Annotated in this window: 11 protein-coding genes and 1 pseudogene; 9 read left to right on the forward strand and 3 right to left on the reverse strand. The window is 39.9% G+C overall.

Going from position 1 to position 12,421, the window contains the following annotated elements; all coding sequences use genetic code 11:
- Positions 1 to 22: 22 nt before the first annotated feature.
- Complete coding sequence (gene serB, locus RFW85_RS04990) at positions 23 to 1,246, reverse strand: phosphoserine phosphatase SerB (RefSeq protein ID WP_046812091.1); 1,224 nt, start codon at positions 1,244 to 1,246, stop codon at positions 23 to 25.
- Between the two features lie 59 nt (positions 1,247 to 1,305).
- Between serB and RFW85_RS04995 the strand changes: the two genes are divergently transcribed.
- The 8 genes from RFW85_RS04995 (at position 1,306) to glmS (ending at position 9,569) form a co-directional block, all read left to right on the forward strand.
- A complete protein-coding gene (locus tag RFW85_RS04995) occupies positions 1,306 to 2,613 on the forward strand; it encodes a hypothetical protein (RefSeq protein ID WP_170247980.1) in 1,308 nt (435 codons plus the stop codon).
- A gap of 240 nt (positions 2,614 to 2,853) precedes the next feature.
- On the forward strand, positions 2,854 to 3,975 hold the full coding sequence (gene ribBA / locus RFW85_RS05000) for a bifunctional 3,4-dihydroxy-2-butanone-4-phosphate synthase/GTP cyclohydrolase II (RefSeq protein WP_002119278.1): 1,122 nt from the start codon (positions 2,854 to 2,856) through the stop codon (positions 3,973 to 3,975).
- A gap of 11 nt (positions 3,976 to 3,986) precedes the next feature.
- The gene (gene ribE, locus RFW85_RS05005; RefSeq protein WP_002119264.1) at positions 3,987 to 4,457 is read left to right on the forward strand and encodes a 6,7-dimethyl-8-ribityllumazine synthase; all 471 of its coding nucleotides are present in this window, start codon (positions 3,987 to 3,989) and stop codon (positions 4,455 to 4,457) included.
- Positions 4,458 to 4,460: 3 nt separating this feature from the next.
- Positions 4,461 to 4,910 (forward strand): transcription antitermination factor NusB, encoded by a 450-nt coding sequence (gene nusB / locus RFW85_RS05010; RefSeq protein WP_002119137.1) that lies wholly within the window; start codon positions 4,461 to 4,463, stop codon positions 4,908 to 4,910.
- 16 nt (positions 4,911 to 4,926) lie between these two features.
- Positions 4,927 to 5,844 (forward strand): thiamine-phosphate kinase, encoded by a 918-nt coding sequence (thiL, locus tag RFW85_RS05015; protein WP_170247979.1) that lies wholly within the window; start codon positions 4,927 to 4,929, stop codon positions 5,842 to 5,844.
- On the forward strand, positions 5,822 to 6,337 hold the full coding sequence (locus tag RFW85_RS05020) for a phosphatidylglycerophosphatase A (RefSeq protein WP_016143831.1): 516 nt from the start codon (positions 5,822 to 5,824) through the stop codon (positions 6,335 to 6,337). Before thiL ends, RFW85_RS05020 begins: the two co-directional genes overlap by 23 nt.
- A 16-nt stretch (positions 6,338 to 6,353) precedes the next feature.
- On the forward strand, positions 6,354 to 7,718 hold the full coding sequence (gene glmU, locus RFW85_RS05025) for a bifunctional UDP-N-acetylglucosamine diphosphorylase/glucosamine-1-phosphate N-acetyltransferase GlmU (protein WP_170247978.1): 1,365 nt from the start codon (positions 6,354 to 6,356) through the stop codon (positions 7,716 to 7,718).
- A gap of 12 nt (positions 7,719 to 7,730) precedes the next feature.
- Entirely contained in the window at positions 7,731 to 9,569 is a 1,839-nt protein-coding gene (glmS, locus tag RFW85_RS05030; RefSeq protein ID WP_170247977.1) for a glutamine--fructose-6-phosphate transaminase (isomerizing), read from the forward strand.
- A 241-nt stretch (positions 9,570 to 9,810) separates the two neighbouring features.
- On the opposite strand, the pseudogene RFW85_RS05035 reads toward glmS, so the two are convergent.
- Positions 9,811 to 10,105 (reverse strand): annotated as a pseudogene (locus RFW85_RS05035) (hypothetical protein).
- A gap of 900 nt (positions 10,106 to 11,005) precedes the next feature.
- Here RFW85_RS05035 and RFW85_RS05040 point away from each other — a divergent pair.
- Positions 11,006 to 11,629 carry a LysE family translocator gene (locus RFW85_RS05040; protein WP_005300472.1) on the forward strand — a complete coding sequence of 208 codons (624 nt, stop codon included), beginning with the start codon at positions 11,006 to 11,008 and terminating at the stop codon, positions 11,627 to 11,629.
- Here the strand turns inward: RFW85_RS05040 and murI are convergent.
- Positions 11,616 to 12,416, reverse strand: coding sequence for a glutamate racemase (gene murI, locus RFW85_RS05045; RefSeq protein WP_170247976.1), 801 nt, complete (start codon positions 12,414 to 12,416; stop codon positions 11,616 to 11,618). The two genes, RFW85_RS05040 and murI, sit on opposite strands and share 14 nt — an antisense overlap.
- Positions 12,417 to 12,421: the final 5 nt, after the last annotated feature.

Genomic DNA, 12,421 nt, shown 5'->3' on the forward strand with positions numbered 1-12,421 from the left:
GCTTAAAGCTTATCCATGTAGGTTAAGCACGATTTAAATCTTTATCATGCATACCGAGTAAATACAGCACACCATCTAAACCAACACTTGAAATCGCTTGATTTGCATTTTGGCGTACTAATGGTTTTGCACGATAGGCAACGCCTAAGCCTGCAATCGCAAGCATTGGTAAATCGTTTGCACCATCGCCTACTGCCATCGCTTGCTCTAGAGAAATCCCCATCTTATTCGCAAGCTCGCGTAATAGCTCAGCTTTACGGGCGCCATCTACAATTGCGCCTTTCACTTCACCTGTTACGAAGCCGTCTTGCACATCCAAGATATTAGCGTGGACTTCATCAATACCGAGTTTGCCTTGTAAATATTCAGCAAAATACTGGAATCCACCAGATAAAATTGCCGTTTTATAACCAAGTGCCTTTAAGGTCGAGATAAGACGTTCTGCACCTTCGGTAATGGTTAAACGCTCTGCAATTTTAGGTAAAACAGCAGCATCAAGTCCTTTCAATAATGCAACGCGCGCACGGAAACTTTGCTGAAAATCAAGCTCACCTTGCATCGCTCTTTCAGTAATTTCAGCTACTTGTGCACCTACCCCTGCTTCAATCGCCAACTCATCAATCACTTCTTGTTCAATTAATGTTGAGTCCATATCGAAACACACCAAACGGCGGTTACGGCGATAAGCATTGTCTTCTTGAACAGCAACATCGATATTTAATTCGCTTGAAAGAAGTAAACATGCAGCACGCATGGCTTGTGCATCTAAAGTTGGGCCGCTACTTAGACCAAACTGTACGCAGGCACGACGTGGAAATTTATTATCTCTTTCGAAGTCTACACGACCTGATAAACGCGTTACTGTTTCGATGTTAAAGCCTTGGCTAGACACAATTTTTGTAACTGCTTGTAAGTGTGCCGCAGTGAGTTCTGGGGCTAAAGCCGTGACGATATAACGAGTCCGACCACCTTCACTTACCCATTGATCGTATTCTGCGCCCGTGATTGGTTTAAAGCGCACTGTTAAGCCAATATCATGTGCTAAAATCAAAATCTCTTTCATTGCCAAAGCGGTCGCAGTTTCATTATCAGAAGCGACCACAATGCCTAATGTAAGTTGATTATGAATAACAGCCTGACCTACATCCAGTATTTGCAATGAATGTACGGATAGTACTTGCATTAATCGGGTAAACTGGTTTGGTTGGTCCGGTCCTAAAAAGGATATAAGAATGATTTCTCGCATGAATTGACTCTAGTCTGAGTGACAACTATTGTAAGAATCATAATCGAATTTCAATATAATTGCCTTGGAAGTTTAACTTGATTGCGCCTAGACAAGGGCTATTTGCTAGCCTACTGATCGTTAGTTTTGCATTGCATACCTTTTTATTGGTCATTGCAACGACACACCAGCTTAATGAAAACCGTGCGAGTCAAGGTCAGCTCATGACCAGTCAGCTCGTTGCAGACAGCTTATCTGAGCTTGAACCTGCTAATACGGTGTCTTTAGCTCTGATTGCCAATCGCTATGCGACCAATCCAAGTGTTGCGTCTATTCGCATTCTTGATGCAAACAAACAGGTTCTAGCAACAAGCGGAATTTCAAAAACCCGCCAAGGCGAAATTTTTGCTCGTGATGCCCTTCAAAATGAAAAGAAAGTCGGATCTATCGAAGTTACGTTGATTCAGCCAAGTATTGGAGAAATTCTTCGTACTCAATGGCTTGCAATTTTAGCTTCTCTGTTTTTGCATGTTTTATTGTGGCTTGCCTATCGCGCGATTGCTCGTCCAACCCGTACCGAATATTTGGCACGCATTAATGAAGAAAACCGCTTGAAGCATGAAATTCAGCAGTTAACTCAAGCATTGGCTCTAGAAAAACAAAATACGGTAACTTTGGTTGCACAAGCTCAGCAACAAGCGAAAGCGAAACCAGCAGTTCGCCAACAAACCGAGAAAGCTTCAGATTCAGCTGATCAACATACGTTGGCACTCAATATTCAGTTTTATGACCCTAAACAGTTATTAAGCAGTGTTAACCAATCGGTATCTATTCCTTATTTCAAACTCTGCCAGCTCTTTTTAAACAAGAGTATTGAGTTATGCGTTAAGCATTACCAATTGAAGCTCACAGATATTGAAGTAGTAGATGAGTTTAATGCCGAAGGCGCGACACTTGCGATTTCAACCTCTCATACGCATGCCGTAGAATGTCTGCTTATGATTGGAACCGTATTCCAATTACTTTCAGATGTTTTATATAAACGTTACCGTGAAGATAAACGTTTTGCGCTGCAAACTCGTAGTGCAACATGTAATGCTGTAGAAGCTATGCAAATCGATGCAAAAGAAGCTGCTCAACGTTTAGCACAGCATCTTCACGCTAAAGAGTCAGCTTTATATCTCGAAAATGAACAGCTCAAAGCAATTCAAGACAGCTACCAACTTGTTGCAATGCCAAACCCAAGCAATGTGATGACACGTCATGCATTTATGATCAATGGTATGAATGCAGAATGTGCTGAACTTGCTCAAAATATCCGGACTGAAATTTTAATGGGGAAAAAATCAATCCCACAAAATGATAGTCCAAGTAGTGCAGCTTCATAAAAAGTAACTACGCGCATCAGAACCTAGCCTTTTGGCTAGGTTTTTTTTATTTAAATTCATGGCTTTTATTTAAAACCACTCCATTTTCTTATGATTTATTTGTATAAATAAATCTCGATCTATTCTTAGATGTCACAAATTTGGATAAATCAGAATCATAGGCAAAATTCTCTAAACAGCGTAAACTATGCAAAATTTATTAAATAGAAATTGTCTTACGACAAAAAAAGGTGAAAGCGAATGCCGCTGAGTCGTGTTGAAGATCTTGTCGCCGATATTCGTGCAGGCAAAATGGTTATCTTGATGGATGACGAAGATCGCGAAAATGAAGGTGATCTTGTCATTGCAGCAACGCATGTTCGTCCTGAAGATATTAACTTCATGATTACCCATGCACGTGGTCTAGTTTGCCTAACGCTAAGCCGTGAGCGCTGTAAACAGTTAAACCTTCCGTTGATGGTTGACCAAAACGGTGCTCAGCACAGTACAAACTTTACCTTATCAATTGAAGCCGCTGAAGGTATTACCACGGGTATTTCAGCAGCAGAGCGTGCACATACAATTCAAGCTGCTGTCGCAGCGCATGCAAAACCAACTGATATCGTACAGCCGGGTCATATTTTCCCGTTAATGGCACAACCAGGCGGTGTTTTACATCGTGCAGGCCATACCGAAGCAGGTTGTGATTTAGCCCGTTTAGCAGGTCTTGAACCAGCTTCTGTTATTTGTGAAATCATTAATGAAGATGGCACAATGGCACGCCGTGCAGATTTAGAAATTTTTGCCGAGAAGCATGGCTTAAAAATTGGTACAATTGCGGACTTGATTCACTACCGCATGACCAATGAGCAAACGGTTGAACGTCTGGATCAAAAAACCATTCAAACAGAATATGGTTCATTTGAACTTTATCGTTATCGTGAGATTGGTAACCCGGACATTCATTTGGCTTTAGTTAAAGGCGAGCCAAAAGAAGGTGTTACAACAGTACGTGTGCATGGTTTTAGTCCAATTCGCGATTTGCTTAAGCTCAATAAAGCTGATGGTGAACCTGCGTGGAACTTAGACCGTGCCCTACAGACGATTGCAGCGAGTGATCGCGGTGTTTTAGTCTGGATCGGACAAGATCATTTGCAAGACTTGGGACCAGCGTTGGATGATTTAAATAAGCCAAAACCGGTGAAATCCAATGCAGCACTTTCACATCAATATCAAACCATTGGTGTCGGTGCTCAAATTTTGCGTGATTTAGGTGTTGAAAAAATGAAGCTTCTCAGCTCACCATTACGTTTCAATGCCTTATCTGGCTTTAATTTAGAAGTAGTGGAATATGTCACTGCTGATCAAATCACAACGAAATAATCGAGGTTGCTATGGCAATTCGCCGTATTGAAGGTTTATTACATCTCGCAAGCGAAGGTCGTTATGCGATTTTAGTGGGTCGTTTCAACAGCTTTGTTGTTGAACACTTATTGGATGGTGCAATCGACACATTAAAACGCCATGGTGTAAATGAAGATAACATTACTGTTATTCACGCTCCTGGCGCATGGGAACTCCCGATTGTTGCTAAAAAATTAGCTACATCAAACCAGTTTGATGCAATCATCGCACTTGGCGCAGTTATTCGTGGTAGCACACCACACTTTGACTTCGTTGCAGGTGAATGTGCAAAAGGTTTAGGTGTAGTCGCGTTAGAAAGCAGCTTGCCTGTCATCAATGGTGTATTAACTACTGATAGCATCGAGCAAGCCATCGAACGTTCAGGTACAAAAGCAGGAAACAAAGGTAGCGAAGCTGCTTTAACTGCAATTGAAATGGTTAATTTATTAAAGGCAATTTAAAGCATGTCTCAAACACTGCAAGCCGCTTATGCAGCAAAACGTAAAGCACGTCGTTTTGCTGTACAAGGTATTTATGAGTGGCAAATGAGTCACAACCCTGTACATGAAATCGAAGCACGCACCCGTGCTGAAAATGCAATGCACAAGGTAGACTTAAACTACTATCACGAACTGCTAACACAAGTGATTGCACAGCACGAAGATCTTGATGCATTACTTATTCCGGTCCTTGACCGTGAACTTAGTGCACTTGATGGTGTAGAGCTAGCAACATTACGCTTGGGTGCTTACGAATTACGTGATCATTTAGAAGTACCTTACCGAGTAGTTCTAGATGAAGCTATTGAACTCGCTAAACACTTTGGTGGAGCAGATAGCCATAAATACATTAATGGCGTTCTAGATCGTTTAAGTTCAACACTACGTAGTGCTGAAAAACAACAAGCAAACTAATAGGTTTGAAGTTGATATGGCTGAGTTTTCTATTATTGACCAATACTTTAACAGACAATCTTACACAGATGTCACCTTGGGTATTGGAGATGACTCAGCCTTAATTACCCCTCCCGTAAACCAACAATTGGTGATCTGTGCAGATACGCTAGTTGCTGGACGTCATTTTCCTCTTGATACCTCTGCCCATGCAATTGGCTGGAAAAGCGTAGCTGTTAATCTTTCAGATATTGCAGCAATGGGGGCAAAACCGCATAGTATTTTACTGGCGCTCAGCCTACCTACAATTGATCATGAATGGCTTAAAGGATTCAGTCAGGGAATTTATGACTGCTGTAATCAATTTGGGGTTGCTCTGATTGGTGGAGACACGACCCAAGGCCCTCATCTCACCATTACTGTCACAGCCATGGGCTGGGTTGAAAACGGACAAGCCGTGTTACGTTCAGGTGCCAAAGTCGGTGACTATGTTTGTGTGAGCGGTCAAGTTGGTGATGCCGCGTATGGTTTACAGCACCTAGGTCATCCATTACAAGAAAGACTAGACTACCCGACACCACGTTGTCAGCTTGGACAACAGCTGAAGGGATTAGCATCTAGTATGATTGATATTTCTGATGGATTAGCCCAAGATTTAGGCCATATCTTAAAAGCTTCAAATGTCGGTGCCCGATTACTTTTAGAAAAGTTACCGATTGATTCAACACTACAAGCACTACCAGAACAACAGCGCTGGCAATACGCTTTAGCTGGTGGTGATGATTACGAGTTATGTTTTACAATAACACCGCAAAATTATGAAAAACTTTTGCAAAAACAACTAGACATTAAGATTACAATGATCGGAGAGATCGTTGAGCAAACACAACTAACTTTTAAGCATTTGGGTTCAGATTACCCATTGCAAATTCATGGATACCAACACTTTGCATAAGCCACCGATTCATTTTAAGGACATGTCTTGGTTCAACCGCTGCATCGTTTTCTGTGGAGTTGGTTTCGGATCTGGTCTCGCACCTAAAGCTCCCGGTACTTTTGGCTCTGCCTTTGCCCTACTTTTCGTTCCAATCTGGTTATCGCTTGGCTTTAACTTAAGCTTAATCGCTATCCTTATCATGTCCTTGGTAGGAATTTATATTTGTGGTCAAACTGCAAAAGTTATTGATGTACACGATGATGGTCGAATTGTTTGGGATGAATTTGCAGGACAATCTATTACCTTCCTTCCCCTGCTTTATTTACAACAAATGAATTGGATGTGGGTGATTGGGGGATTTATATTATTTCGGATTTTCGATGTTTGGAAACCTTGGCCTATACGCGTTATTGATCGTCAAGTGCATGGTGGTTTTGGTATTATGCTTGACGATATTATTGCCGGTGTATGGGCTGCTCTTTGTACACTAATTATTATCCATTTGAGTTAAATCATTAGAGTTATTCATGTCAACTACCGTCATTATTCTTGCTGCAGGCAAAGGAACGCGTATGCGTTCTCAGCTTCCTAAAGTATTACAACCTTTAGCGGGTCGCCCACTTTTAGGACATGTCATTCAAACAGCAAAAAAAATACACGCAGAAAATATTATTACGATTTATGGACATGGTGGTGACCACGTCAAACAAACTTTTGCACAAGAAAATATTGGGTGGGTTGAACAAGCAGAACAACTAGGTACAGGTCATGCGGTACAAATGACCTTACCCGTACTTCCTAAAGACGGTATTTCATTAATTCTTTATGGTGATGTACCTTTAGTACGTCAAACAACGCTAGAGCAACTTGTTGAAGTTTCAAGTAAAACGGGCATTGGCATGATTACTTTACATGTCGACAACCCAACAGGTTATGGTCGTATCGTTCGTCAAGAAGGTAAGATTCAAGCGATTGTTGAACATAAAGATGCAACAGAAGCTCAGCGTCAGATTCAAGAAATCAATACAGGCATCTACTGTGTTAGCAATGCAAAACTTCATGAGTGGTTGCCTAAACTTTCAAATGAAAATGCGCAAGGCGAATATTATCTAACTGACATCGTAGCAATGGCTGTTGCAGATGGTCTAGAAATCGCATCTATTCAACCAGAACTCGCTTTTGAAGTTGAAGGCGTCAATGACCGCTTACAACTTGCTGCACTTGAACGTGAGTTCCAGCAACAGCAAGCAAAAGAGCTTATGCAACAAGGCGTAACTTTTGCAGACCCTGCACGCTTTGACTTACGCGGTTCTGTGAAAGTTGGACATGACGTTCGTATTGACGTAAATGTGATTATTGAAGGTGACTGTGAACTGGGCGATTTTGTAGAAATCGGCGCTGGTTGTATTTTAAAGAATACCAAAATTGCAGCAGGCACTAAGGTTCAAGCCTATAGCGTTTTTGATGGTGCAGTAGTTGGTGAAAATGCTCAAATTGGACCATTTGCACGCTTACGCCCAGGCGCTAAATTGGCAAATGAAGTACATATCGGCAACTTTGTTGAAGTTAAAAACACAACGATTGGATTGGGTAGTAAAGCCAACCATTTCACCTACTTAGGTGATGCAGAAATCGGTGCTGAATCGAATATTGGGGCAGGTACGATTACTTGTAATTACGACGGTGCAAATAAACACAAAACCACTATTGGCGATGCCGTTTTTATCGGTTCTAATAGCTCGCTGGTTGCTCCGGTAACCATTGGGAATGGCGCAACAGTTGGTGCGGGTTCTGTGATTACGAAAGATGTAGCCGAACAAAGTCTCTCCTTTGAACGTGCGCAACAAATTTCAAAAGCAAATTATCAACGTCCCCAAAAGCTGAAGAAATAAGAGGATTGAAGTATGTGTGGTATCGTCGGAGGCGTTGCAGAACGTTGTGTAACTGAGATTTTAATTGAAGGTTTAAAACGTCTTGAATACCGCGGTTATGATTCTGCGGGTGTTGCTTTACTGAATAACCAACAAATTTTACGTGAGCGTCGTGTAGGTAAAGTAATCAATCTTGCCGATGCAGTTGCTGAACACCAGCTTACAGGGGCTATCGGGATTGCACATACCCGTTGGGCAACACACGGTAAACCAACTGAAAACAATGCTCACCCGCATATGTCTGGTAAGGTTGCTGTTGTACATAACGGTATCATTGAAAACTACCAAGAATTAAAAGATGACCTTCAAGCTTTAGGTTACGTTTTTACTTCTCAAACAGATACTGAAGTTGTTGCACACTTAGTTGCTGAAGCATTAAAAAGTACAGATAGCCTTTTAGAAGCTGTTGAAACTGTTGTACCTCAGCTTAAAGGTGCTTACGCGCTAGGTATTATCCACAGCGATTATCCAGATGAACTGATTACTGTACGTGAAGGCTCACCTTTAGTCATTGGTGTAGGTATTGGTGAAAACTTTATTAGTTCAGACCAACTTGCACTTTTACCAGTGACTAACCGCTTTATGTACCTAGAAGAAGGCGATATTGCACGTCTTACACGTACTTCAATTGAAGTATTTGCAAATGGCGAGCGCGTTGAGCGTCCAGTGCGAGAGCTTGATGCAACCGTAAGCAGTGCATCAAAAGGTGAATACAAGCACTACATGCTCAAAGAAATTTATGAGCAACCAGAAGCAATCAAGCAAACGATTTCTCAAGCGCTTGATGGCAATAGCTTACGTGATGATTTCCTGAAAAATGCTGATGCAGATTTCAACAAAATTCAAAGCGTACAAATCATTGCTTGTGGTACAAGTTACCACTCAGGAATGATTGCGAAATATTGGTTTGAGCAACTGATTGGTGTGCCTTGCCAAGTTGAAATCGCAAGTGAATTCCGCTATCGCACTCCTGTAATTGTCGAAAATACACTTTATATTTGTATTTCACAGTCAGGTGAAACTGCCGATACTTTAGCTGCACTACGTGAAACTCAAAAGCGTGCGAAAGCAAACAATATCAATATTCAGACTTTGACTATCTGTAACGTTGCTACGTCTTCAATGGTTCGTGAAACCGATCATCACTTATTGACGCTTGCTGGTCCTGAAATTGGTGTTGCATCAACTAAAGCGTTTACGACTCAGCTCGCTGCGCTTATGTTGTTAATCTTGAAAATTGGTCAAGTGAAACAACGTATTAGCCCTGCTCTGCTTGAAGAGATTACACGTGAGTTATGGCACAGCCCGAAAGTTATTCTTGATACGCTTAAAAATGACCCAGAAATTTTGCGTTTGTCTGAATTATTCGTTGAAAAAAATCACTGCTTATTCTTAGGCCGTGGTACGAATTATCCAATCGCATTGGAAGGCGCATTAAAGCTAAAAGAAATTTCATATATTCATGCAGAAGGCTATGCAGCGGGCGAGTTAAAACACGGCCCATTGGCACTTGTTGATAGCGAAATGCCAATCGTGATTCTTGCTCCAAATGATGAAATGCTTGATAAGCTAAAATCAAATATGGAAGAAGTTCAGGCACGTGGTGGTGAGTTATTTGTTTTTGCTGATGAAAATAGCGGAATCAATGAAAAAGACCGTCAACACGTTGTGCATATTCCAGCAGTAAACGAATGGCTCGCTCCAATCGTTTATAGCGTGCCAGTTCAGTTGTTGTCTTATCACGTTGCTGTATTACGTGGTACGGACGTTGACCAGCCACGTAACTTGGCGAAGTCAGTAACTGTAGAATAATAATCAGACATGCTATCTATGCCATAAAAGGTGTAGATCGCTTCTGTTGATTAGAAAGCCCGACATGCATTAATTGCCTATCGGGCTTTTTTATTGCTTTCATACCGCTACACAGAAGCTTTCTCACGAAAGAAAAACCAGTTTGATAGTAAAGCCCCTATAGGACCCTGCGTCACAATGGACTTTTACTTTTGCGCTGATTTAAAGTTTGAGAGATCATTGCGACACAGAGATAAAGGAGCTAAGCGAACTTAGCCCATTTCATTTTTGTCGCAGCGTTGAATGCTGCTGAACAAGTTAGGGGCAAAGTCCTGTGGGAGATCAGGACTTTGCAAACTGGTGTGTTTTAAACGTTGCACGATTTGAGGTGAATACACTTGCGCAAGCTGTTGGCAAACACAATTACAACTGGCTTGCATGTGTTCACCTGACAAGCAAATTCTTTTAAATTCTTGCTGAGCATTGGCTTCATCATTTGTAATACTATAAGCACCGACCACAAGGTTTAAAACTAATATAAATTTATGAAGTTTCATATTATTCTCATGATTATTTATATCTTCAAATAAAATAAAAATATGATCAATCTTAATATTAAAATAATTTTTTAAATGACAATCAACCCTCCCACAAATATAGGAAAATAAAATAATTAAAATTTTAAAATAAAAATAATTTACAAATTTTAAAAATCAGGTTGTAAGAATCCCAATTTTAAATAAATAAAATTATTAACTGAGAGAGAAAATGAGTTTAAATAGTGGCATGGCCAACTCCTTAAAAATGGAGTCCTACCACCAAATCACCGTCAATTGATTAGGGTGGCAGGACGAAAGAGGGTTGACAGACTAGACCTAGCGACCAGCACGCGCGAACGCGTCCCCCTTCCGCCCTACCATAGAGAAAAAGGGGGCACAAAGGTTTCCACATGGGAAATACTGAGTAAGTATAACCCATTTGCTAAGTACGGTCTGTCAAAACCGGCTGGCAATGTAGGCCAGCAACGAGATATTAATCGGTATAATAAAGTACGTCAATTTATTTTAATGAAAAATTTTAAATATAATAATTTTATTCATATTTAAATAATATTATTTTCTTTATTATATTTACGGCTTTTAATTAAATTTAAAATATAAACTTGAGTTATATATATTTGGTTAATAAAATAGATTGATCATTAATTCTAATTTAACAATTAATATAAATACGTCTAAGATGAGAAAAGTTAAGTATAAAAAATATCTTAATCTAGGTACTCTGAGCTTAGAGTTTTGTGATTGAGATTTTTTGACAGTGACTCTAAAAGTTAGATCAAGTTATTTTGAGTTTTTATAGCCATAAATCTGATTATAAAATTGAAATACTTATAAATTTCATATACTTTAAATTGTTTAAAATTCACTCAAAAATAGTAACAATAAGATAGGTAAAACATGATTTCTTTAGAGCTTTTCATTACATTTTTAATTACTACAATTATTTTTGCTTATATTCCGGGTCCAGCCATGCTTTATACGGCTGCACAGACGCTTTCTCGCGGTAGGAAATCTGGTTTGATGGCAGCATTTGGAATTTTCTTAGGAGGTTGTTTTCATATCATTGCAGCCTCTTTAGGCTTAACGACTATCTTTCAAATTATTCCAAAACTCTATGATATTATTAAGATTTTAGGTGCTTTGTATTTAGTTTGGTTAGGCATTAAATTAATTAGATCTACCTCGTCCCCTACTGTTCAACAAAATGTTGAAAATGGTCAATTATCTTTAAAGCAGAGCATTCTGGTCGAAGTTTTAAACCCTAAAACCGCTATTTTTTATATCGCATTTTTACCTCAATTTATTAATACCTCATTAGATTTTCCAGTTTGGTCTCAATTCATCATTCTGGGGCTGATTGTGAATCTAATCTTTGTTTCTGCTGATATTGTTTGTGTGTTTTTAGCCAATTACATTAGCCAAAAATTAACTAAATCAAAGAAGCCCCAAAAATCTATGTCAGTTATGGGTGGACTCATTTTTATGGGGCTAGGCGTTTTTCTTGGCTTTAAAAACCAGTAGTTTCTACGGGTAAATGTTTACCTAACAAAGAAAAAGTCACGTCCGCAACTTCCAACGGATCTGAGCTGGTCCAAATAATATGATTTCCCTCATTTGGACTTTCAGAACTTAAATGATATTGATTGAGCTGCCGAATTAATTGCGCTGTTACAGCTTCCGAAGGCTCAATAATTTGTATATCACGACCTACAATTTCCTGAATCGTATCTAAGACAAATGGATAGTGTGTACATCCTAAAATAATCGTATCGACTTTTTGCTCGACTAACGGCGCCAAAATATTTTCTAAATAATCCTTAACTTCCGCGGTATGTGCTTTGCCCGTTTCGATTTTTTCGGCCAAACCAATACAAGGTATTAAAGACACTTTGATATTTTGTGCGTAAGTTTCGATTAAATTCTTGAGATTTTTTCCCTTAACCGTCGTTGCAGTTGCCAAAACCGCAATATGTTTACTTTGAGTGATTGCCACTGCGGGTTTTACGGCCGGTTCTATTGCAATAAGTGGAACACTAATTTGTGCTCTAATCGTTTCAATCGCTACTGCCGTCATGGTGTTACAAGCAACCACAATCGCTTTGCACTTCCCGTCATTTATAAGATTTGAGATTAAGTGAGTGGTTCGTGAAACAATCCAGTCGCTTTCTTTGTCTCCATACGGGACATATTTCGAATCAGCGAAATAGATAATGTCTTCATTCGGAAGTGCCTGCCGAATGTGCTTAAAGAGAGACAGCCCACCTAAACCAGAATCAATCATTCCAATCGGGTTGTTATTGTTATTCATGGTTT

The sequence above is a fragment of the Acinetobacter sp. 12966 genome (assembly GCF_031196995.1).
Classification (GTDB): Bacteria; Pseudomonadota; Gammaproteobacteria; order Pseudomonadales; family Moraxellaceae; genus Acinetobacter; species Acinetobacter geminorum.

Excerpts from the sequence above, each read along its gene's own strand:
- serB (WP_046812091.1), bottom strand. The coding sequence starts at position 1,246 with ATGCGAGAAATCATTCTTATATCCTTTTTAGGACCGGACCAACCAAAC.
- ribBA (WP_002119278.1), top strand. The coding sequence starts at position 2,854 with ATGCCGCTGAGTCGTGTTGAAGATCTTGTCGCCGATATTCGTGCAGGC.
- ribE (WP_002119264.1), top strand. The coding sequence starts at position 3,987 with ATGGCAATTCGCCGTATTGAAGGTTTATTACATCTCGCAAGCGAAGGT.
- nusB (WP_002119137.1), top strand. The coding sequence starts at position 4,461 with ATGTCTCAAACACTGCAAGCCGCTTATGCAGCAAAACGTAAAGCACGT.
- thiL (WP_170247979.1), top strand. The coding sequence starts at position 4,927 with ATGGCTGAGTTTTCTATTATTGACCAATACTTTAACAGACAATCTTAC.
- RFW85_RS05020 (WP_016143831.1), top strand. The coding sequence starts at position 5,822 with ATGGATACCAACACTTTGCATAAGCCACCGATTCATTTTAAGGACATG.
- glmU (WP_170247978.1), top strand. The coding sequence starts at position 6,354 with ATGTCAACTACCGTCATTATTCTTGCTGCAGGCAAAGGAACGCGTATG.
- glmS (WP_170247977.1), top strand. The coding sequence starts at position 7,731 with ATGTGTGGTATCGTCGGAGGCGTTGCAGAACGTTGTGTAACTGAGATT.
- RFW85_RS05040 (WP_005300472.1), top strand. The coding sequence starts at position 11,006 with ATGATTTCTTTAGAGCTTTTCATTACATTTTTAATTACTACAATTATT.
- murI (WP_170247976.1), bottom strand. The coding sequence starts at position 12,416 with ATGAATAACAATAACAACCCGATTGGAATGATTGATTCTGGTTTAGGT.